Genomic DNA, 20,805 nt, shown 5'->3' with positions numbered 1-20,805 from the left:
CGGCGCCCCGGCTGGTCAGGGCGCTTTAATTCAGGATTTAACAGGCATGTTTTCCGGGTGCGGGTATTTACGCATCGGGCGTGCTGCCACGCATTCGAATTGCCTCCGTTCCCTTTGAATTACGTATCGGCTTCGCGTCGTTTTGCTAAATCCCCGTTTGTTTAACGCCAGCACGAGCTGCGACATCCCTACGTTATGAAAGAGCGAGAAGGACAACAACGGCTGTTCGAATTCGATGAGAATGTGCGCGAGCGCATGATCGCGTGGATCCGCCACCGCATGGACCAATACGGCATCACGATGGAAGCACTCGCGGAATCGCTCGAGGCCGATGCGAATGCCGTGCGCGCGGTGCTGTACCGCGACGCTTTCGGCAATACGTGGGACGGTTACGGCGATAAACCCGCGTGGCTTGCGCGCGCGATTCACGCCGGGCAGAGCATCGACCATTTCCGCTGCTGATCACATTGCACGCTGTGCTCGTGCAGCGTGCTGATCGGCAAACGTGCGTATTTGCCGTTGATCGCATATGCGATCTGTCTTAACATCGGCGGGTCGTTGCCTGCGTCGTATCTGCTTCGTTCTGATTCGCGCGGCACAGAACTGGAAGCTGCATGCCGGACAGTCGTCGAACTTCTGCATCCGTATTTCCCGCTCATCGTTTCCTTGCGTGCGTTCGCTATGTCGCGTTGTTCGGCCTGCTGTGGCTGAACGTCGGCGGGTCGCTCTGCGTGGCTCGTGAAACCGCGCCCCTTCCATTAGCACCGCATTCGCCGGCGCGCGCCGCATCGACCGCGAAGCATCCGTCCAGCGCGAAACATCGAACTGCCGCCAAGCCCCGGCGGCGGGCCGTTCATAAGCGCAAGCGCGTCGCCCATGCAGAGCGTCCGATGCACGTCGCGAGGCTCGGCTCCCGATCCGGCCGTCAGGCTGCACGGGTGGTGCGGCAGCCGCATCTGCTGGCACGCTGCGGCTATACACGCAGATCGCGCGCGTTGCTGCGCTCAAAAGCCATCTATGTTGTCGACGAACGGACGCAGACGGTGCTCACCGCGAAGCAGGCCGACAGAGTGCTACCGATCGCGTCGATATCCAAGCTGATGACGGCGGTCGTGTCGCTCGACGCAAAGCGTCCGCTGAACGCTCCGCTCGACGTCACGCCGCAGGATCGGGACTTCGACAAATTCACCGGTTCGCGCCTGAGCGTCGGCTCGAGGCTGTCGCGTCACGACATGCTGCATATCGCGCTGATGTCGTCGGAGAACCGGGCCGCCGCCGCGCTCAGCCGCGATTACGCCGGCGGCCGGCCAGGCTTCGTCGCCGCGATGAATGCGAAGGCGCGTGCGCTCGGCATGCGGCATACGCACTTCGTCAACGGTACGGGCCTGTCGCCGCAGAACGTTTCGACCGCGCGGGATTTGTCGCTGCTGGTGGCCGCGGCGAGCCGCTATCCGTTGATTCGCGCTTATTCGACCGACCGTTCGCAGGTCGTCTGGCCCGGCCACGGGAGCCTCAGCTATCACAACTCGGACGCGCTGGTAAGAGCCGGCGACAGCGCAATCGTGCTGCAGAAAACCGGCTTCATCAACGAGGCCGGCCATTGCGTGGTGATGCGGATGCTCGTGCATGGCCGCCCGATCGATATCGTCGTGCTGGGGGCGCCCGGTCCGCGCGATCATATCGCCGACGTGGTGAGGATCAGCCGCTGGCTGCGCTGTTCGTTGAAATAGGCGGGTTCGGCCGGACGCGCTGACAGAGGCAAAAGCAGCGGGGGCAAAGCAGGGCAAAAAAAAGCCCGCGCAAGGCGGGCTCAACTTTTACTGCATGGAGTTTCGCGACCCAGTCGCTCGACGGATCATGCGCGGTTTATGTGAAAGCAATATGAAATTCAGAAAAAAGCGCTTCGCGGAATCGCTTCACCACCGCGCACCATAGTCATACGTCACAGATCGAAAAACACCGTTTCCTTCTCGCCTTGCATGTGAATGTCGAAGCGATACACACCCGCGTTATGCGGGTCGCGACGCGCGATCAGCGTGTCGCGGCGCTCGGCCGGCACCGATGCCAGCACCGCGTCGCTTCCGTTCGCCTGCGCTTCGTCGTCGAAGTAGATGCGCGTGAACGTGTGCAGCAGCATGCCGCGCATCGTCAGGATCACATTGATGTGCGGTGCCTCGCCGGGATTCGCGCGGCCCGGCTTCACCGTTTCGACGATAAAGCGCTTGTGCGGATCCGTGCCCGTGCCGACACGCGCAAAGCCGCGGAAGCCGGTCTTCGCGATGTCGTCGCGCGATTCCGGATAGTGGCCGTTCGCGTCCACTTGCGACATTTCGAGCATTGCGTCGCCGACCACCTTGCCGTTGCCGTCGAACACCTGGCCGACGATCGAGATGTGCTCGCCGGCCGCTTCGCGCTCGGCCAGCACGGGCGTGAACAGGCTCTTGTAGTCGAAATCGTATTGCTGCGGGCAAAGACCGTAGGCGAAGTACGGGCCAACGGTTTGCGAAGGCGTTTGCTTGAGAGTCGTCATGGCTTAGCGCTCCATCGGGGTTTCGTTCGGGCCGCGCAGCACGATGTCGAAATCGTAGCCGAGCGCATAGGCTTCTTCCGTAATGTCGAGCGAGAACTTCGAGATCATGCGCTCACGGGCATGCTCCGGCGTGCCCTGGTAAATCGGGTCGAACGCGAGCAGCGGGTCGCCGGGGAAGTACATCTGCGTGACGAGACGCGAGCCGAAATAATCGCCGAAGAGCGAGAAGTGGATGTGCTGCGGGCGCCATGCGTTCGGATGGTTGCCCCACGGATACGCGCCCGGCTTGATGGTCAGAAAGCGGTAGCGGCCTTCGTTGTCGGTGATGCAGCGGCCCGCGCCGAGGAAGTTCGGGTCGAGCGGCGCGTCGTGCTGGTCGGCCTTGTGCACGTAGCGGCCGGCGGCGTTGGCCTGCCAGATTTCCACCAGCGTGTTGCGCACCGGGCGGCCGCCTTCGTCGAGCACACGGCCCGTCACGATGATGCGTTCGCCGAGCGGCTCGCCGTTGCGCACCGCGTTGCGCGTCAGGTCGTGATCGAGCGCGCCGAGGTCTTCGGTGCCGTAGACCGGCACGCGCTGGTCGCGCAGCTTTTCCTTCAGCGGAATCAGCGGACGCGACGGGCCGCGTTTGACCGACGAGCCGTACGGGGGATAGATGTATTCGGGATGCGACGCGAACTCGCGCTTGGTGAGGAAAGAATCTTCCATGAAGTGTCTCCGTTGGAGGAATCGTGGGGTGCGACGTTATGACAGGCACTTTATCCAAAGCCAGCGGTTATGCAAAATGACGTTTTCGCTCTTTTCGTATAACCTTCTGTTATGCAACGCAGCCTCGCGGATAGCCGCGTCAAATTCCGTCATCTCCAGTGCTTTCTGGCCGTCGCCCAGTTCGGCAGCGTCCAGCGGGCGGCGGACAGTCTGTCCATCACGCAGCCCGCGGTATCGAAGACGGTCGCCGAACTCGAGGCGATTCTCGGCGTGAAGCTGTTCGAGCGCGGCCGTCACGGCGCGGTACCGACGCGCGAGGGGCAGCTTTTCATGCCGCATGCGAGCGCCTGCGTGAGCGCGCTGCGCCAGGGCGTCGATCTGCTCGCGCGCGCGGAAGGCGCGGCCGCGGCGACGCTCGAAATCGGCGTGCTGCCGACCGTCGCGGCGGTGCTGGTGCCGCCCGTGCTCCGGCAGTTCGCCGCGCAGTGGCCGCGCGTGATCGTGCGGCTTGCGACCGGCGCGAACCCGGAGCTGCTCGAGCGCCTGAAAGCGGGCACGATCGAATTCGCGATCGGCCGTCTCGCGGACCCGGAGCGGATGGTGGGCCTGAGCTTCGAGCAACTGTTTACCGAGCCGCTGATCGCGGTCGTGCGGGCCGGGCATCCGCTCGCGCAAGGGGCGGCGTTGCCGGCTACGTCGCTCGAGGCGTTTCCGATCGTGTTGCCGCCGTTCGGCACGCTGATCCGCCAGTCGGCCGAGAGCCTGCTCGGCGCGTGGGGCGTGCCGCCGTTGTCGGCGTTCGTCGAGGTGCTGTCGGTATCGACGGGGCGCGCGCTGACGCTCGAGAACGGCGCGGTGTGGTTCGTGCCGCGGAGCGCGGTCGAATACGAGCTCGCGCACGGCATGCTGGTGCGCGTGCCGCTGCCGTCCGCCGGCACCGGCGAACCGGTGGGCCTGATCCGCCGTTCGGACACGCAGCCGTCGGCGGTGGGGCGCGCGTTTATCGAGGCGGTGCGCGAGGTCGCGCGTGACAGGATGGCGGCAGTGTCGGGTAAGGACGCGGGCAAGAGCGTCGCTAAAACCGAGGGTAAAGCCGCGAAAAGGCGCGGGCAACGAGCCGGCCCGAACCGGGCGGAAACCTAGCCGGAACCGCGCGCCATTCGGCATATGAACCATCCGGTACAAAATGACGGTTGCGAACGCCCCGCGACCCGGTGTACAAACACGGTGCGAAAGCCGTCGCAGCTCGCGTTTGCCGCGGCACATCACGCCAGATCACGCATCATGCATTTCATCGCGAGCGGCCGGAGCGGTTGGCGCCGAACCCCGCAAAGACCGGCCGCCGCGTCGAAAGACCGTACAAGGAGATTGCCATGCCCAGCGACTTGCCCACTCCAGAGGCCGCGCAGCGCGCCGTGTCGGCGCCTGAGCACAATCCGCTCGGCACGGCCGGCCTCGAATTCGTTGAGTTCGCCGCGCAGGATCCGCGGGCGCTCGGCGAGACCTTCACGCGGCTCGGCTTCAAGGCGATCGCGCGCCATATCAGCAAGGACGTCACGCTGTACCGCCAGGGCGAGATGAATTTCCTGATCAATGCGGAGCCCGATTCGTTCGCCGCGCGCTACGCGGAGGAGTACGGCGTCGGCATCTGCGCGATCGGCATTCGTGTCGCCGACGCGCAGCGCGCGTTCGAGCGCGCGGTGGAACTCGGCGCATGGGAGTTCGAAGGTGAGCGCATCGGCGCGGGCGAGCTGCTGATTCCGGCGATCCAGGGCATCGGCGATTCGCATATCTATTTCGTCGACCGTTGGCGCGGGCGCGGCGGCCAGCGTGGCGGCCTCGGCGATATTTCGATCTTCGACATCGACTTCCGGCCGATCGAAATCGACACGGCCGAGGCCGATCTCAAGCATACGGGCAGCGGCCTCATTGCGGTCGATCATCTGACGCAGACGGTCGGCGAAGGCCGGATGCAGGAATGGATCGACTTCTATCGCGACCTGCTCAACTTCCGCGAGATTCATGAACTGCACGCGAACTGGCACGTGTCGTCGGAATCTCGCGTGATGGTGTCGCCGTGCGGCGCGATCCGCGTGCCGCTCTATGAGGAAGGCACGCGCCGGACCAGCCTGATGCACGAATATCTGCCCGACCATCCGGGCGAAGGCGTGCAGCATATCGCGCTCGCCACCGACGATATCCTCGCGTGCGTCGAGCGGCTGCTTGCCAATGGCGTCGAATTCGTCGAGCCGCCGACGCGCTATTACGATCAGCTCGATGCCCGTTTGCCGGGCCATGGGCTCGATGTCGAGCGGCTGCGGCGCACGCATGTGCTCGTCGATGGCGAAATCGGCGCGGACGGCGTGCCGCTGCTGTTTTTCCAGACCTTCGTGCGCCGCCGCACCGGCGAGATTTTCTTCGAGATCGTGCAGCGTCAGGGGCATCACGGCTTCGGCGAAGGTAATCTCGCCGCGCTCGCGCAGGCGCGCGAGGGCCGCTGATCACCCGCTCAGTCCCACCTTCGATCACGCGCCCGCGGGCCGCCGCGCCAACTCCGGAAAAATCGCGCCATACGTGGCGGCCTCCCGCAGCAGCCACTCGCGGAAACTCGCGAGCGGTTTGCCGTGGCTCAGCTCGGTCGGATAAACGAGGTAGTACGCCGCATCGGCGACGGCGGGCGCATCGAACGGAATCGCGAGGCCGAACTGCTCGAGCTGCCTGTCGACGAAAAAGCGCGGCACGAGCGCGATGCCGAGCCCGGCCGCGGCCGCGCTAATGAGCATCGTGTGGAGTTCGTAGCGCACGCCCTGCATCGTGCGGTTGTCGTCGACGCCGAGACTCGCGAACCATGTCGCCCAGCCGTCGGGGCGAGTCGTCGAATGCAGCAGCGGATAGTTGAGCAGCTCGGTGGCATTACGGATGGGTCGCTTCAGCAGATTCGCCGCGCACACCGGCACCACTTCCTCGCAGAACAGAAAATCCGCCGATGTGCCCGGCCACGTCGGTTTGCCGTAGTGAATCGCGGCTTCGAAATGCGTGTCGGCGAACGGGAACGTAGCGGTGCGCACGCCCATGTTTACACGCACGTCAGGGTATTGTTCGTTGAACGCCGCCATGCGCGGAATCAGCCATTGCGACGCGAAGGTCGGCAATACCGCGAGCTCCAGATAACCGCCGCCGCTGCCGTGCGCGATGATCGACAGTGTGTTGCGGTCGAGCTGTTCGAGCGCGCGCCGCACCTGCGCGCTATAGACCTTGCCCGCCCGCGTCAGCACCACACGCTGCTTGACGCGCACGAACAGCCGCACGCCGAGATTGCTTTCGAGCGTATTGATCTGCCGCGACACCGCGCTTTCGGTAAGGAACAGCTCGCGCGCCGCATGCGTGAAGCTTTCGTGCCGCGCGGCGGCTTCGAAAGCGAGCAACGCGCCCATGTTGGGAATCTTGAACTTTCGCACGTTAATTCCAAAAACGCATCAAGTGGCGATTTTATCTCGCTTTACGGCGACGCCGCGGGTTTTGAATAATCTTGCCCGTTATAAGGCCGTGTCGCGTGTCATGCTTGCGCCGGCCGGCACCGTCGGGCCTCGATGCGAGTGCTCGAAATAGCGCGTGGAGAATACGGATGCGAAACCAGAAGAATGCGAATGTCGAACAACTGCTGCTGAAACTGCTGGGCGTGGAGAAAACCGCGCGGCTCTTCACGACGCTGAACCATCCGCAAGTGCTGAACGAGTGGGAAAGCGGCAGCGTGACGCGCGCGGAACTCGCGCAGGCGATGAACATGGTGCTGTTCGACGATCTGCTCGCGCGTTCCGCCAATGGCCGCCGCTATACGGAGGAAACGGTCGCGGCGGGCGGCAGCGTGTACTTCGATCACGGCGCGCTGCGCACCGTGCGCTGGCCGCATAACGGCGCGCTGCCGTCCGGCGAGGCCGCGTTCGCGCGCATCCTGCGGCCGCTCGGTTTTCGCATCAACGGCCGTTATCCGCTCGATCGCCTCGGCATGACCGGCCGCGCGTGGGCGCATGACGACGCGCCCGACGAGATCGCGCAGTTCTTCGTCAGCGAATTGCACCCGGAACGTTTTTCGCCAGCGTTCCAGCAGGCGCTGACGAACGTGATCGGCACTTCGCGCGATCCGTTGACGCCGCGCGCGAGCGGCCTGCTGTGGGAACTCGAGCGCGACGGCGTGCTGCCGCTCGATGCGGCGCACGAATTGCTACCGGTCATCGTCGGCGCGTTCGCGCGTCAGCACGACATGCCACGCGAAGCCGATTACGAAGTATTGTTGAAGGAATCGGCGGAAATGGCGTGGATCGCGACCGAAGGCAACGCGTTCAATCACGCGACGGATCGCGTCGCGGACGTCTTCAGGCTGTCGGACGACGAGAAGGCGAAGGGTCGTCCGATGAAGCCGGAAGTCGAGCATTCGCGTTCCGGCCGCGTGTTCCAGACTGCGTATCGCGCGGATATCGTGCAGCGTGAATTTCGCGCGGCCGACGGCAGCATCGTCACGCGTGACGTGCCGGGCTCGTTCTATGAATTCATTACGCGCAAGCGCAGTTTCGATCAGGACGCGCGCCGCTGGGAAACGGACCTGCGTTTCGACGCGGGCAACGCACAGGGCATCTTCCGGATGACCGCAAGCCAGGCGGCCTGAGCGCAGGGCGGCAGCGCGGGCGCCGGGTATCGCAGACGAGGGGCGCAGAGTGGGTACGTCATTGGATGAAGAGCAGCGCACGGGCGTGCGCGCGAACGATGCCGCGAGCCGGCACGCGCCGAACGAGCCGCGTGTCGCGACGCCATTCGCGGCGAGCGACGCCGTGTTGCGCGCGCTGGAAAGCGATCTGCGCCAGCAGGTGCGCGGTGAAGTGCGCTTCGATCAGGGTTCCAGGGCTGTCTATGCAGCCGATGCGTCGAACTATCGGCAAATCCCGCTCGGCGTCGTCGTGCCCGCCGATATCGACGATCTGCTCGCCACGCTCGCCGTGTGCCGGCGCAACGACGTGCCGTTTCTCGCGCGCGGCGGCGGCACGTCGCAGAACGGCCAGTGCGTGAACGTCGCGGTCGTGGCCGACGCGAGCAAGTATCTGAACCGCGTCGTCTCGGTCGATCCGGTCGGGCGCGTCGCGATCGTCGAGCCGGGCGTGGTGTGCGATACGCTGCGCGATGCCGCCGAGCAGCACGGCCTCACGTTCGCGCCCGATCCGGCCACGCACAGCCGCTGCACGCTCGGCGGCATGATCGCCAACAACTCGTGCGGCGCGCATTCGGTGATGGCCGGCAAGACGGTCGAAAACGTCGAGGCGCTGGAAGTCGCGACCTTCGACGGCGCGCGCTTCTGGGTCGGCCCGACCTCCGACGAAGAACTCGAACGCATCATCGCCGCGGGCGGACGCCAGGGCGAAATCTACGCGGCGCTCAAACAGTTGCGCGATACCTACGCCGAGCAGATTCGCGCGAAATTCCCACAGATCAAACGGCGCGTGTCGGGCTTCAATCTCGATCAACTGTTGCCGGAAAACGGCTTCAACGTCGCGCGTGCGCTGGTCGGCACCGAGGGCACCTGCGCGGTCACGTTGCAGGCGAAAGTGCGGCTCGTGAAGAGTCCGGCGAAGCGTGTGATCGTCGTCGTGGGCTTCACGGACATCTATACGGCGGCGGATGCCGTGCCGCATTTCATGCGCTGCGGGCCGATCGCGATCGAGGGGCTCGATCGCGCGATCATTCGCGGCTTGCAGGCGCGCGGTTTGAAGAAGGACGAAATCGCGCTGTTGCCCGAAGGCGATGCGTGGGTCGTGCTCGAATTCGGCGCGCAGACGCAGGACGCGGTATTGGAGCAGGCGCGGGCCGCTGCCGCGTATTTCGCATCGGGCGAAGCGGGGCCGAACGTCTCGACGATGCTCGTCGAGGATCGCGCGCTGCAGGCGAAGGTGTGGTCGATTCGCGAGACGGGTGCGTCGGCGGTGGCGTTGTCGATCGATCGCGACAAGCCGGATCCGGTGGTCGGCTGGGAGGACGCGGCGGTCGATCCGCTGCGTCTCGGCGATTATCTGCGCGCGTTCCAGGCGCTCGTCGATCGCTACGGCTACGAAACGAGCCTGTACGGCCATTTCGGCGACGGCTGCGTCCATGCGCGTATCACGTTCGATCTGCGCAGCGCGGAAGGCATCGCGACATGGCGCGGGTTTCTGCGCGAGGCGGCGGAACTGGTGGTCGAATTCGGCGGCTCGCTGTCGGGCGAACACGGCGATGGCCAGGCGAAGGCCGAGTTTCTGCCGATCATGTACGGCCCCGAACTGATGCAGGCAATGGAGCGGTTCAAGGCGATCTGGGATCCGGCCAATCGCCTGAATCCGGGCAAGGTCGTACACGCGTATCGCGCCGATGAAAACCTGCGCATGGGGCCCACGTACAAGCCGGTGACGCTGCACACGAAACTCGCGTTCGGGAGTCAGGAGGGCGACGGCTTTCAGCGCGCGATCGAACGCTGTATCGGGATGGGCAAATGCCGCTCGCTCGAAGGCGGCACGATGTGCCCGAGCTATCGCGCGACGCGCGAAGAAAAGTACTCGACGCGCGGCCGTGCGCATCTGTTCTGGGAAATGCTGCAAGGCGAGGTCATCGCCGATGGCTGGCAGAGCCGCGAAGTGAAAGAAGCACTCGATACCTGCCTCGCGTGCAAGGGCTGCAAATCCGATTGCCCGACGCATACCGATATGGCGTCGTACAAGGCGGAGTTTCTTTCACACTACTATGAAAAGAACCGGCGGCCGCGTCAGGCGCTCTTCATGGGGCGAATCGGCGAATGGGCGCCGTGGGCCGCGCGTTTTCCGCGTCTGACGAACTTCATGACGGCGGCGCCGGGTTTGTCCGCGCTCGGTAAGTGGCTGGCTGGCGTATCGCAGGCGCGTGAGTTGCCGAGGTTTGCGGTTACCTCTTATAGGGAAGCCGCATCGCAAGCATCGAATCGCGCGCGCGGCGACGCGAAAAAAGTGATCCTCTGGGTCGACACGTTCAACGACCATTTCACACCGGAGATCGCGCGGGCCGCCGCCGACGTGCTGACGCAACTGGGCTGGCACGTCGTGCTGCCGAAGAACCGTTTGTGTTGCGGGCGTCCACTGTATGACTTCGGCCTGCTCGAACGCGCGCGCGAACGGCTGACGCAGATCGTCGATGATCTGGCGGACGATATCGCCGCCGGTGTGCCGCTGGTCGGTCTCGAGCCGGGTTGTTTGTCGGTGTTCAAGGATGAATTGCCGAAGCAACTACCCGATCACCCATTGGCGAAGAAGCTGTCCGCGCAAACGTTTCTGTTCTCCGACTTCGTCGTGCGTCAGCCGTTCGAGTGGCCGACGCTCGCGGCCGACGTGATCGTGCACGGCCATTGTCATCAGAAAGCGTTGTTCGGCATGCAGGGCGATGCGGCGCTGCTGAGCAAGCTCGGCGTGAAATGGAAACTGCTCGATACCGGATGCTGCGGAATGGCGGGGTCGTTTGGCTTTAACGTCGAACATCACGCGATGTCCGAGAAGATCGGCGAGGACAAGCTGTTTCCCGCCGTGCGACAGGCAATGGCGGTGAATGCGGAAACGATCGTGCTGACCAACGGCTTTAGTTGCCGCGAACAGATCGAGCACGGCACGGGACGGCACGCGCTGCATATCGCGCAACTCGCGCAGCGGGCGTTGGCGGCGCGTTGAGTATTCACACACCGCGCCGCACGTGCGCGTTATTTCTTCGCCGCATCGATCGCGCCTGGCGGCGTTTGCGGCAGATCCGCATTCGTCGCCATCCACAACACTTCGGCGTCTTCCTCGCTGGTGGACACTGCCGCGTGGCCCGTGCGGCTGTCGAAATAGAGGCTGTCGCCCGCGTTCAGGTGCGTCGGTGCGTATAGCTCCGAATAGAGGCACACGCTGCCGCTGATCACATACAGGAATTCCTCGCCTTCGTGGCGCCCCCAGTCGTCGAAGGCGTCGAGCGTGTGCGCCGAGATGCGGATGCGAAACGGCAGCATCGCCTTGTGCGCGAGATCGGTGGCCAGCAACTCCATCTGATAACCGCGATACGCATGACGCTGGCCTTCGTTTTTGCGGGTCAGCGCGCGCCGGCCGCTTGCGCTCACTTTCGGCGTGGAACCGAACAGTTCGCCGATTTCGATCTTCAGGCCCAGCACGATTTTCTGCAGCACGTCGAAAGTGGGGGACATCAGGCCGTTTTCCACTTTGGACAGCGTCGAACGGGACACACCGCACAAGCGGCTAGCCGTTTCGAGCGTCAGATCCTGCGCCTGACGGGCGGCGCGTACGCGCCGCCCGAGATCGGTGGTGGACGCGTCGGCGGATTTGATGAGATGGGTGTCCATGGGGGTTGCTGCTGGTTCGGGTACGCGCTTTATCGTGGCGGATGATGTTTCCGATAATAACATTTGGCGCGCCGGTCGGATTCAGCGGACATGGACGATGGGAAGGCGGGGCGGCGAGCAGTGATTTGAGCACCTGTACTCAGTGCCAACGTGGTTCGATGTGGGGAGTCAGGCGCCGGGTTATGGACCGGCCGAGGCGTCCGCGCGCTTTTCTCATCGGAAACCCGCGTGTTTCCGCCTCGACCCGCGCATATTGCGAACGCCTCTGAGCAAAGCCTGTGAGCGGGCTTATTTGACAGCAGCCACGCAATCGATCTCGATGTCGAAATGTCCCGGCCATGCGGGGACGTTGACGAAAATCCGAGCCGGTGGATCGACCGGAAAATAGCGCTTATAGACCTCGTTGACCGCGGCAAACCGGTCGACCGACGTGCAATAGACATTGCACTTGAGCACGTGTTCGAGCGACGAGCCGGCCGTCTCCAGACAGAGCTTCATCTGTTCGAGCACGAGTTCGGTCTGACGCTCGATCGGCGCATCGACCACCTCGCCGGTCTCTGGATCGAACGGTGGAAAGCCCGATACGTAGACCGTATCGCCGTGACGCGTCACTGCGGAAGTCGGCGCTTTCCAGTTCTCGAGGTAGGTGGACAACGGTTCGACGCGAATGATTTCGCGGGTCATGGTGATCTCCGGTTAAAGGCGTGTTCGCTTGTGCGACGGTTTTGAGCTTTCACGGCTTCACGCGCCCCCTCCGAAAAGCTCGTCGAGCTTCGAGCCGGGCGTCGCGCCGTTGAAGTCGAAACGGCCGTCGGCCAGCGCCTGCGCGGCCTGCATGAAGCCACCCCACGCCGCGCGCGAGAGTCCGCCGCCGACGCTGATGCGCCGCACGCCAAGCGCCGCGACGTCCTGCAACGTGAGAGTCGACGTCGAGCCGATCAGCAGATTGACGGGCTTCGGCGCGACTGCGGCGACCACCGCCTCGATCTGTTCGCGGGTCTGGATGCCGGGCGCGTACAGGCAATCGGCGCCCGCCGCCGCGTAGGCCTTCAGACGCGTGATCGCGTCGGCGAGATCGGGTTTGCCGGCGAAGAAGTTTTCCGCGCGGCCGATCAGCAGCGTATCGCCGCCGCTCTGGTCGATTGCGCGCCGTGCCGCGCTGAGCCGCTGCACCGCGACGTCGATCGGAAAGAGCGGCGCGGCCGCGTCGCCCGTCGAGTCTTCGATCGATAATCCGGCGACGCCGGTTTCGACCGCGAGCTTCACGCTTTCGGCGACACCTTCCGGATCGCGGCCGAAGCCGTTTTCGAAATCGGCGTTGACCGGCAGATCGGTTGCGTCGACGATCGCGCGCAGATGCGCGAGGATCGCGTCGCGCGGCAGCGTGTTGTCCGCGTGTCCGGTCGACCACGCAAAACCGGAACTCGTGGTGGCGAGCGCCTGAAAACCGAGGGTTTGCAGATAACGGGCGCTGCCCGCATCCCACGGGTTGGGCAGCACGAAACAGCCAGACGTGTGCAGTGCACGGAAGGCGGCGCGCTTTTCGGCGATGGTGCGAGGCATGGCGTATCTCCTGAAAATGAGGGAGCCGTGGCTCCCTCGTTGATCGTGCAATGTCAGGTCAACTCGGGCTCGGGTAAATCGGGATTCACCACAGGGAAGTCTATGTCCGTATCGAACGCATTGTTGATGAAATTCGTCAACATGAATTGCGCGCTCAACGCGATGATTTCGACGATGTTCGCATCGCTGAAACCGGCCGCGCGTACTTTATCGAGATCGGCTTCCGATACCTTGCCGCGTGTTTGCATCAGCGCTTTCGCAAATGCGACGGCCGCCGCGGTGCGCGGATTGCCCGACTGGCCGAGCCGGTTGCGGCGAATCTCGTCAGCGTCGATATGCGCGAAGTTGCTCGCCACGTACGTATGCGCGGACAAGCAATACTGACATTCGTTGACCTGCGACACGGCGAGCGCAATCGCATCGCGCAGCTTCGCGTCGAGCGTTTTCTGCAACGCGCCTTGCAACGCGGCCCAACCGTTGAGCGCCTGCGGACTCTGCGCCATGATGAGGAACAGGTTCGGCGTCATGCCGAGCTGCTTCGTGATGGCGTCGACGACGGGGCGCGATGCGTCGGGCGTGTGATCGGCGGCGGGAATGGCGATGCGTGCCATGCTGGTTCTCCTGTTCGATTGAAAAACGGTTTGGGGCTTGCTAGCGGGACGCGTCGGCGTGCCTGCATGAACAGCAGTCTAGGTTGGCGGGCTTTGCACGGGGTCCGGCAAATGGGTGAAAAAGTCCGGCACGTGCATGGGGTGGGAGAACCTCGGAACAGCATCGAAGCGCGTATGCTTGCCGGCTCACGCCGCGGACGCATCCGTCCGGTAATCGGCGGGGCTCGTGCCGTAGACATCGCGAAACGCGCGCACGAACGTGCCGCGGCTCGCGTAGCCGGCGTTGCGCGCGACCTGATCGAGCGGCGCGTCGCCGCTGCGCAGTTGCACCGCGGCCTGGCGCATGCGGATGTCGCGCAGCACCTGCATCGGCGATTGGCCGAGCGCTTCGGAGAAGCGCGCCATGAACGCGGAGCGGCTCAGAAACGCGGTGTTGGCGAGGCTCGCGACCGTATGCGGCGCGGCCGGGCGTGCGACCATCTCGGCGAAGGCGCGCGCGATCTGCGGATCGCCGAGCAGCGCGAAACGCTCCATCCACAACGCGTTGGATTTCAACGAGCGCCGCACGAGCGCGACGATGACCTGCTTGAGCAGCGCGCCGGACATCGCGCCCGCGCCGATTTCCTGCGCGGCGAGTTCGTCGAAGGCCGAGCGCAGATAGACATCGAGCCGGTCCGTCGCGTCGAAATGCTCGACGATCGGCGTCGACAGCGTCTGGAACAGATCGATCGACGCGCCGTACGTCGCGCTGAAGTAGCCGCAGATCATCACGGTCATCGGCTCTTCGTTGCCGGCGCGAAAGCGGCTCACCGAATCGACGACGCGTTTGTGCTCGCGCCCGAGCACCGTGGTCGGCGCAATGCCCGCATGCTGGCCTTGCACTTCGAGTCTGAGCGGGTGCCCGGGCGGCACGATCAGCAACGTGTGCGGCACGAGTTCGACGGGCGTGCCGCCTTCGATATGCAGCCTGCCGCGGCCGGAAAGAATGTAGTGAATGCCCGGCGCGGCATGGCCGTCCAGTTCGAGAATGAAGCCCGGACTCACGAGGCATTCGGACAGGCCGAGTACCTGAATCTCGAGCAGCGTCATGAGTTCGTCGAGATCTTTCTGCGCGATGCGGGAGGCGTTGGAGGCGGTCACGGGTGGCATATCTTCGGGCTCGGTGCGGCGGGCGAGTCGGAACAGAACCAGACGGAAGACAGCTTGCCCGCGTGTTGTTCGGCAAATCGGAAGTGCGCGTATTTTCTCACTTCTTCAAGCTTCACGATCAGGCCGCGCAAAATGCAAAAAGCGAGCACATGCCTGGAAAAGCATGGCTCGCTTCATCCCGCAAAGAAACGGCAAAGAAACGGCAAAGCCGTAAAAACCTGAATGGTCTCCCAGACCACTACTCCTCACTACTCTTTGCTTGCTATTCGTTACTCGCTATACGTTCGCAGCAGTCGTCATTGGTCCGCCGGGTTCGTCACCATCGGGTGCTGACCCGTTTGCGACGAGCCCGTTGCCGGCATTCCATAGCCCGTATTGTCGCCGTGAGCCATCGCGTTCTGCGCGGCCACGCGCGCTTCGGCCGCCTGGATGTCGGCGGGATAGCTGGAGTCTGTTGCTGTCGCCGGGTTATAGCCCGCCTGTTCGAGCTGCTGTATTTGCGCTTTGACTTCCGCGCGTGTGACCGGCTGCCCGGACTGCGCAAACGACGCGACCGGCACGACGATCGCAGCCGCCAGTGCGACTGCCTGAATCAGCGATTTCATGATGTTTACCTCCGACATTGTCTATCCGGTGCCGTGGCATGACCGGCACCCATGAACGGAGTCTAGGAAGCATCGAAGCCTGGGGAAACTACCAGGGCGTTAATTCAGTATTGCAGCAAACAACCAGTCGGCACGCTGTAATCTCGCCGCGCCGGTTTTCGTAAAACAGTGGGAAAGCTCGCGTAAATCCGTTTAGACACCCTTGCGAACATCGACACGATAGGCGGTCAGTTGCCGGTAGGTATCGCCGGGCCGCACGATCACTTCGTCGTGTCCGGTCATATTGATCTCGTTCGGAAAACCGCCTGCCTCGAGGCACAAACCGGCATGCCGTGGATAGCGAACGCCGCCGCGTCCCGCGTCGCCGTTCAGCGCATTACCGGTGTAGAACTGCAAGCCGCGCTGATCGGTGGACACGGTCAGCTCGCGTCCGCTGCCCGGATCGTAGGCGCACGCTACCTCGCGCAGCGGCGGTGTATTGCCGTTCGCGGTGGCATCCGGCGGCTCGCGCAGCACGTAGCAATGATCGAAGCCGCCGGCTCGCGCGAGCTGCGTGTGCGGCCAGTCGAGCCGCGCGCCGATCGGCGCGCTCTGCCGGAAGTCGAAGGCATTGCCGGCGACGTCGGCGAGCTTGCACGGAATCATCGTGCTGTCGACTTCGAAAAAGCGTTCGGCATCGATCGACAGTACATGGCCGCGAATGTCGGTGCCCGCGCGGCCTGTCAGATTGAAGTACGGGTGACTCGTCAGATTGAGCGGCGTCGCCGCGTCGCTGATCGCTTCGTATTCGATCGTCAGCGTGCCGTCGTCATCGAGGGAATAGCGCACCTGCACGGTCACGTTGCCCGGAAAGCCGGCGTCGCCTTCGGGCGACTCGAGTCGCATCCGCAACGTGCCGTCGTCCTCGCTGACGTCCCATAGCGCGCGATGAAAACCGACCGTGCCGCCGTGCAGCAGGTTCGTGCCTTCGTTGCGATCGAGCGTGTACTCGATACCGTCGAGCGAGAAGCGCGCGCCGGCAATGCGATTCGCCCACCGGCCGATCAGCCCGCCCATGTAGGTCGTCGCCTTGACGTATTCGTCGGGTGTGTCGTGGCCGAGCAGGATATCGCCGAGGCGTCCCGCGCGATCCGGCGCGTGCCACGAAACCAGCGTGGCGCCGAGGTCGCTGATGGCGACTTTCATGCCGTGCGCGTTACGCAGCGTGTAGAGCCTGACTCGATCGCCGCCGTGCAGCGTGCCCCACGGCCCGGAAGAAAGTTGTGCGATGCTGATCATTGGCCAGTGCGAGAGAAAGAGAAGAAGCGATGAAAAAGCAGATTCAGCCAGCCGCTTTCGTCGGTTTCGGAATACTCACGCGCTCCTGATATTCGCGCGGCGTGCAGCCGAGTTCGCGGCGAAATACCGCGTACATGTATTGCAGCGATGTGAAGCCGCAGCGAATCGCCACTTCCGCGATCGACGCATCGCGTTTCGCGAGCAGCGACTTCGCGACGTCGAGCTTATGGCGCAGGATTTCCTGATGCACGGTGCATTGCCGCTCGCGCCGGAAGTACTCCTCGAGCGACGAACGCGACACGCCCACATAGTCGGCGACCTGTTCGGTGCGGATGCCCTGGCACGCGTACTGGCGGATGAAATGTCGCGCGCGCATCACGTACGGACTCGCGAGCGGCTGATGTCGCGTCGATTCGAGCACGTTGATGCCGACCGGCGGCACGAGAATGCGGCGCCCCGGAAAACGCGCGCCGCGCAGCATCTGATGCAGGATGTGCGCGGCGGTGCGGCCCATTTCCTCGGTGCCCTGAATCACCGACGAAAGCGGAATGCGCGTCAGCGTGCGCGTGAGCGGATCGTTGTCGATGCCGATGATCGCGACTTCCTCGGGCACCGGAATGCCGGCGATCAGACACGCCTGCAGCAGATGCCGCGCGCGTGCATCCGTTACCGCGATGATGCCGACCGGCTTCGGCAATTGCCGCAGCCACGTGGTGAGCTGCTCGATTGCCTGGTTCCATGACGGCGCGCTGGTCGACAGGCCGCGATAGATCTCGCTGTCGATCTGTTCGGCACTGCGTCCGTCCTGGCCGCGCAAATGGGCGAACGCGAGTTCGCGTTGCTGCGCCCAGCGGTTTTCCTGCGCCTGCGGCAGGCTGTACAACGCGAAGTTCTCGAGACCCGCGCCGATCAGATGCGTATACGCGAGCGACACGAGCTTGCTGTTGTCGGTCGCGATATAGGGCAAATCCGGCGGGTACTGCGTCGGATCCTCGTACGACGAACCGACCGCGACCACCGGCAGCGGACAGTCGCGCAATGCTTCGTCGACGGCGGGATCGTCGAAATCCGCGATGATGCCGTCGCCGTCGAAGCGCTGAATGCCCGCGAGCCGGCAGCGAAAGTCTTCTTCGAGGAACAGGTCCCACGCGACTCGCGTCGACAGCAGATAGTTGCCGATGCCGGTGATGATTTCACGGTCGTACACCTTGTTCGCGTTGAACAACAGCGCGATCCGATGGGTCGTTTGGGGGGCTTGCGGACGGGTCATGGGGGGTATGCGGCGGGTGGGCGGCTCCGTTTTTAAGCGTCCGGCTATTCTAGGCCCCGAATCGCGCAGCGATGGTAAACAAACGCGCGGGGCGGTAAGAAACATCAAGCGGACTGCGCAATTTCGCAATTGCCGGCACACCGTGCAAACGGCAGCATGGCGTCACCCCGTCGGCCGGCTCGGCACTGTCGCGCGAGTTGCGGTGCAACAAAAAACTGGAGACGCTGTGATGTCTTATTTCGAACGCATTCCCGAGATCCGTTATGAAGGCCCGCAATCGGACAATCCGCTTGCGTATCGCCATTACGACAAAAGCCGGAAGGTACTCGGCAAGACGCTCGAAGAACATCTGCGCATCGCGGTGTGCTACTGGCATACGTTCGTATGGCCGGGCGTCGATATCTTCGGTCAGGGCACGTTCCGGCGCCCGTGGCAGCAACCCGGCGACGCCATGGAGCGCGCTTTGCAAAAGGCCGATGCCGCGTTCGAATTCTTCTCGAAGCTCGGCACGCCGTATTACACGTTCCACGATACCGACGTCGCGCCCGAAGGCGCGAGCGTAAAAGAGTACAGCGAGAACTTCCTGCGCGTGTCCGATTACCTCGCGCGCAAGCAGCAGGACACCGGCGTCAAGCTGCTGTGGGGCACCGCCAATCTGTTTTCGCATCCGCGTTACGCGGCCGGTGCCGCAACTAGTCCGAATCCGGAGATCTTCGCGTTTGCCGCAACCCAGGTGCGTCACGCGCTCGACGCGACGCTGCGGCTCGGCGGCGAGAACTACGTGCTGTGGGGCGGCCGCGAAGGCTACGACACGCTGCTCAATACCGACCTCGTGCGCGAACGCGAGCAGCTTGCGCGCTTTCTGCGCATGGTGGTCGAGCATGCGCACAGGATCGGCTTCAAGGGCGCGTTGCTGATCGAGCCGAAGCCGCAGGAGCCGACCAAGCATCAATACGATTACGACGTCGCGACCGTGCATGGCTTCCTGCTGCAATACGGGCTCGACAAGGAGATTCGCGTGAACATCGAGGCGAATCACGCGACGCTTGCGGGCCATTCGTTCCATCACGAGATTGCAACGGCGTTCGCACTCGGCATCTTCGGCAGCGTCGATGCGAATCGTGGTGATCCGCAAAACGGCTGGGATACCGATCAGTTCCCGAACAGCGTCGAGGAGCTGACGCTCGCTTTCTACGAGATTCTGCGGCACGGCGGCTTCACGACCGGCGGCATGAACTTCGATTCGAAAGTGCGGCGCCAGAGCGTCGACGCGGAGGACCTGTTCCATGGCCATATCGGTGCGATCGACAACCTCGCGCTCGGCCTCGAACGCGCGGCCGTGCTGATCGAAAACGCGCGTCTCGAACGGTTCAGGCGGCAGCGCTACGCGGGCTGGGAGACGGAGTTCGGCCGCAAGATCCTGTCCGGCGACTATTCGCTGTCGACGCTCGCGGCGGACACGTTGGCACGCGATCTCAATCCGCAACATGCGAGCGGACAGCAGGAGCGCATGGAGAACATCGTGAATCAGGCGATTTATAGCGGACGTTGAGCCCGCGGCTCGCAGCGCAGACCGATACATCCGGTATTCCGGCTATCACAACATCAGGAGACAGAGAATGAAATTCGCCATGCGTCGCAATGTACTGGGTTCGCTGCTGTGCGGAGCGGTACTCGCCAGCCTTTCGCTCGCCGCGCCGCTCGCGCACGCGAGCAAGGATCATCCGGAAATCGGCTTCTGTATCGACGATCTGCGCGTCGAGCGCTGGTCGCGCGATCGCGACTATTTCGTTGCCGCGGCGGAAAAGCTCGGCGCGAAGGTGTCGGTGCAATCGGCCGACGCGAGCGAGGAGCGGCAGATCTCGCAGATCGAAAACCTGATCTCGCGCGGCGTCGACGTGATCGTGATCGTGCCGTTCAATTCGAAGACGCTCGGCAACGTGGTCGCCGAAGCGAAGAAAGCGGGCATCAAGGTCGTGTCGTATGACCGTCTGATTCTCGATGCGGATATCGATGCATATATCTCGTTCGACAACGAGAAGGTCGGCGAAATGCAGGCCCAGGGCGTCTATGACGTGCGGCCGAAGGGCAACTACTTCCTGCTCGGCGGCGCGCCGACCGACAACAACGCGAAGATGCTGCGCCGCGGCCAGTTGAAGGTGCTGCAGCCGGCGATCGACAAGGGCGACATCAAGGTGGTCGGCCAGCAGTGGGTGCCGGAGTGGAGCGCAGCGACGGCGCTGCGCATCATGGAAGACGCGCTGACCGCGAACAACAACAGGATCGACGCGGTCGTCGCGTCGAACGACGGCACCGCCGGCGGCGCGATCCAGGCGCTGGCCGCGCAGAACCTCGCGGGCAAGGTGCCGATCTCCGGTCAGGATGCCGACCTCGCGGCGGTGAAGCGCGTGGTGGCCGGCACGCAGACGATGACGGTCTACAAGCCGCTGAAGCTGATCGCGGGCGAGGCGGCGAAGCTGTCGGTGGCGCTGGCGAAGGGCGAGAAGCCGGTCTTCAACGCGCAATACGACAACGGCAGGAAGAAGGTCGATACCGTGCTGCTACAGCCGACCAAACTGACGAAGGCGAACATCGACCTCGTCGTGAAGGATGGCTTCTACACGCAGGATCAGCTCGCGAGCAAATAAGACGGAAGACGGGCGCGGCACGATTCCCACGCTTCGCGGGCGGCGACACCCGCGAAGCGTGGCCGCTCA

The 20,805-nt window shown here is 63.8% G+C and carries 19 protein-coding genes; 8 read left to right on the top strand and 11 right to left on the bottom strand.

The genetic code is table 11. The features are described 5' to 3' along the window. The first annotated feature begins 195 nt into the window (after window positions 1–195). Window positions 196–462 carry an H-NS family nucleoid-associated regulatory protein gene (locus QM685_RS25800; RefSeq protein ID WP_415120751.1) on the top strand — a complete coding sequence of 89 codons (267 nt, stop codon included), beginning with the start codon at window positions 196–198 and terminating at the stop codon, window positions 460–462. Between the two features lie 152 nt (window positions 463–614). Next, window positions 615–1,730, top strand: coding sequence for a serine hydrolase (locus tag QM685_RS25795; RefSeq protein WP_415120749.1), 1,116 nt, complete (start codon window positions 615–617; stop codon window positions 1,728–1,730). Between the two features lie 212 nt (window positions 1,731–1,942). On the opposite strand, the gene pcaG is transcribed toward QM685_RS25795, so the two are convergent. Both pcaG and pcaH read right to left on the bottom strand, forming a co-directional pair. Beyond that, window positions 1,943–2,530 (bottom strand): protocatechuate 3,4-dioxygenase subunit alpha, encoded by a 588-nt coding sequence (gene pcaG / locus QM685_RS25790; RefSeq protein WP_415120747.1) that lies wholly within the window; start codon window positions 2,528–2,530, stop codon window positions 1,943–1,945. A 3-nt stretch (window positions 2,531–2,533) separates the two neighbouring features. Further along, entirely contained in the window at window positions 2,534–3,238 is a 705-nt protein-coding gene (pcaH, locus tag QM685_RS25785; RefSeq protein WP_415120745.1) for a protocatechuate 3,4-dioxygenase subunit beta, read from the bottom strand. A 111-nt stretch (window positions 3,239–3,349) separates the two neighbouring features. On the opposite strand from pcaH, the gene pcaQ reads away from it, so the two are divergent. Continuing rightward, entirely contained in the window at window positions 3,350–4,381 is a 1,032-nt protein-coding gene (pcaQ, locus tag QM685_RS25780) for a pca operon transcription factor PcaQ (RefSeq protein ID WP_415120743.1), read from the top strand. Window positions 4,382–4,611: 230 nt separating this feature from the next. Beyond that, the gene (hppD, locus tag QM685_RS25775; RefSeq protein ID WP_415120741.1) at window positions 4,612–5,739 is read left to right on the top strand and encodes a 4-hydroxyphenylpyruvate dioxygenase; all 1,128 of its coding nucleotides are present in this window, start codon (window positions 4,612–4,614) and stop codon (window positions 5,737–5,739) included. A gap of 24 nt (window positions 5,740–5,763) precedes the next feature. Here hppD and QM685_RS25770 read toward each other — a convergent pair whose 3' ends face one another. Beyond that, on the bottom strand, window positions 5,764–6,696 hold the full coding sequence (locus QM685_RS25770; RefSeq protein WP_415120739.1) for a LysR substrate-binding domain-containing protein: 933 nt from the start codon (window positions 6,694–6,696) through the stop codon (window positions 5,764–5,766). Between the two features lie 167 nt (window positions 6,697–6,863). Here QM685_RS25770 and QM685_RS25765 point away from each other — a divergent pair, with 167 nt between their 5' ends. Both QM685_RS25765 and QM685_RS25760 read left to right on the top strand, forming a co-directional pair. Further along, window positions 6,864–7,901 (top strand): DUF1338 domain-containing protein, encoded by a 1,038-nt coding sequence (locus tag QM685_RS25765; RefSeq protein ID WP_415120737.1) that lies wholly within the window; start codon window positions 6,864–6,866, stop codon window positions 7,899–7,901. A 49-nt stretch (window positions 7,902–7,950) separates the two neighbouring features. Beyond that, a complete protein-coding gene (locus QM685_RS25760) occupies window positions 7,951–10,947 on the top strand; it encodes an FAD-binding and (Fe-S)-binding domain-containing protein (RefSeq protein ID WP_415120735.1) in 2,997 nt (998 codons plus the stop codon). 29 nt (window positions 10,948–10,976) lie between these two features. On the opposite strand, the gene QM685_RS25755 is transcribed toward QM685_RS25760, so the two are convergent. The 8 genes from QM685_RS25755 to QM685_RS25720 all read right to left on the bottom strand — a co-directional run bounded on the left by QM685_RS25755 (window position 10,977) and on the right by QM685_RS25720 (window position 18,088). After that, the gene (locus QM685_RS25755; protein ID WP_415120733.1) at window positions 10,977–11,612 is read right to left on the bottom strand and encodes a helix-turn-helix domain-containing protein; all 636 of its coding nucleotides are present in this window, start codon (window positions 11,610–11,612) and stop codon (window positions 10,977–10,979) included. 288 nt (window positions 11,613–11,900) lie between these two features. After that, the gene (locus tag QM685_RS25750; RefSeq protein WP_415120731.1) at window positions 11,901–12,296 is read right to left on the bottom strand and encodes a RidA family protein; all 396 of its coding nucleotides are present in this window, start codon (window positions 12,294–12,296) and stop codon (window positions 11,901–11,903) included. 57 nt (window positions 12,297–12,353) lie between these two features. After that, window positions 12,354–13,175 (bottom strand): isocitrate lyase/PEP mutase family protein, encoded by an 822-nt coding sequence (locus QM685_RS25745; RefSeq protein ID WP_415120729.1) that lies wholly within the window; start codon window positions 13,173–13,175, stop codon window positions 12,354–12,356. A 53-nt stretch (window positions 13,176–13,228) separates the two neighbouring features. Then, on the bottom strand, window positions 13,229–13,786 hold the full coding sequence (locus tag QM685_RS25740; protein ID WP_415120727.1) for a carboxymuconolactone decarboxylase family protein: 558 nt from the start codon (window positions 13,784–13,786) through the stop codon (window positions 13,229–13,231). 186 nt (window positions 13,787–13,972) lie between these two features. Further along, window positions 13,973–14,926: an AraC family transcriptional regulator gene (locus QM685_RS25735; protein WP_415120725.1), complete on the bottom strand. Its 954-nt coding sequence runs from the start codon at window positions 14,924–14,926 to the stop codon at window positions 13,973–13,975. Between the two features lie 305 nt (window positions 14,927–15,231). Continuing rightward, the gene (locus QM685_RS25730; RefSeq protein WP_415120723.1) at window positions 15,232–15,540 is read right to left on the bottom strand and encodes a DUF4148 domain-containing protein; all 309 of its coding nucleotides are present in this window, start codon (window positions 15,538–15,540) and stop codon (window positions 15,232–15,234) included. 192 nt (window positions 15,541–15,732) lie between these two features. Next, window positions 15,733–16,818, bottom strand: coding sequence for an aldose epimerase family protein (locus QM685_RS25725; RefSeq protein WP_415120721.1), 1,086 nt, complete (start codon window positions 16,816–16,818; stop codon window positions 15,733–15,735). Window positions 16,819–16,861: 43 nt separating this feature from the next. Continuing rightward, a complete protein-coding gene (locus QM685_RS25720) occupies window positions 16,862–18,088 on the bottom strand; it encodes a XylR family transcriptional regulator (protein WP_415120719.1) in 1,227 nt (408 codons plus the stop codon). A gap of 229 nt (window positions 18,089–18,317) precedes the next feature. On the opposite strand from QM685_RS25720, the gene xylA reads away from it, so the two are divergent. Both xylA and xylF read left to right on the top strand, forming a co-directional pair. Continuing rightward, a complete protein-coding gene (gene xylA, locus QM685_RS25715; protein ID WP_415120717.1) occupies window positions 18,318–19,640 on the top strand; it encodes a xylose isomerase in 1,323 nt (440 codons plus the stop codon). A 67-nt stretch (window positions 19,641–19,707) separates the two neighbouring features. Beyond that, window positions 19,708–20,736: a D-xylose ABC transporter substrate-binding protein gene (xylF, locus tag QM685_RS25710; RefSeq protein WP_415120715.1), complete on the top strand. Its 1,029-nt coding sequence runs from the start codon at window positions 19,708–19,710 to the stop codon at window positions 20,734–20,736. Window positions 20,737–20,805 lie beyond the last annotated feature (69 nt).

Origin of the sequence: Paraburkholderia sp., assembly GCF_047605525.1 — a bacterium.
Lineage (GTDB): Bacteria > Pseudomonadota > Gammaproteobacteria > Burkholderiales > Burkholderiaceae > Paraburkholderia.
This window is presented reverse-complemented; position numbering and strand designations above follow the sequence as displayed.

Coding starts and splice junctions, on each gene's coding strand:
- QM685_RS25800 (WP_415120751.1), top strand. CDS start 196: ATGAAAGAGCGAGAAGGACAACAACGGCTGTTCGAATTCGATGAGAAT.
- QM685_RS25795 (WP_415120749.1), top strand. CDS start 615: ATGCCGGACAGTCGTCGAACTTCTGCATCCGTATTTCCCGCTCATCGT.
- pcaG (WP_415120747.1), bottom strand. CDS start 2,530: ATGACGACTCTCAAGCAAACGCCTTCGCAAACCGTTGGCCCGTACTTC.
- pcaH (WP_415120745.1), bottom strand. CDS start 3,238: ATGGAAGATTCTTTCCTCACCAAGCGCGAGTTCGCGTCGCATCCCGAA.
- pcaQ (WP_415120743.1), top strand. CDS start 3,350: ATGCAACGCAGCCTCGCGGATAGCCGCGTCAAATTCCGTCATCTCCAG.
- hppD (WP_415120741.1), top strand. CDS start 4,612: ATGCCCAGCGACTTGCCCACTCCAGAGGCCGCGCAGCGCGCCGTGTCG.
- QM685_RS25765 (WP_415120737.1), top strand. CDS start 6,864: ATGCGAAACCAGAAGAATGCGAATGTCGAACAACTGCTGCTGAAACTG.
- QM685_RS25755 (WP_415120733.1), bottom strand. CDS start 11,612: ATGGACACCCATCTCATCAAATCCGCCGACGCGTCCACCACCGATCTC.
- QM685_RS25750 (WP_415120731.1), bottom strand. CDS start 12,296: ATGACCCGCGAAATCATTCGCGTCGAACCGTTGTCCACCTACCTCGAG.
- QM685_RS25745 (WP_415120729.1), bottom strand. CDS start 13,175: ATGCCTCGCACCATCGCCGAAAAGCGCGCCGCCTTCCGTGCACTGCAC.
- QM685_RS25740 (WP_415120727.1), bottom strand. CDS start 13,786: ATGGCACGCATCGCCATTCCCGCCGCCGATCACACGCCCGACGCATCG.
- QM685_RS25730 (WP_415120723.1), bottom strand. CDS start 15,540: ATGAAATCGCTGATTCAGGCAGTCGCACTGGCGGCTGCGATCGTCGTG.
- QM685_RS25725 (WP_415120721.1), bottom strand. CDS start 16,818: ATGATCAGCATCGCACAACTTTCTTCCGGGCCGTGGGGCACGCTGCAC.
- QM685_RS25720 (WP_415120719.1), bottom strand. CDS start 18,088: ATGACCCGTCCGCAAGCCCCCCAAACGACCCATCGGATCGCGCTGTTG.
- xylA (WP_415120717.1), top strand. CDS start 18,318: ATGTCTTATTTCGAACGCATTCCCGAGATCCGTTATGAAGGCCCGCAA.
- xylF (WP_415120715.1), top strand. CDS start 19,708: ATGAAATTCGCCATGCGTCGCAATGTACTGGGTTCGCTGCTGTGCGGA.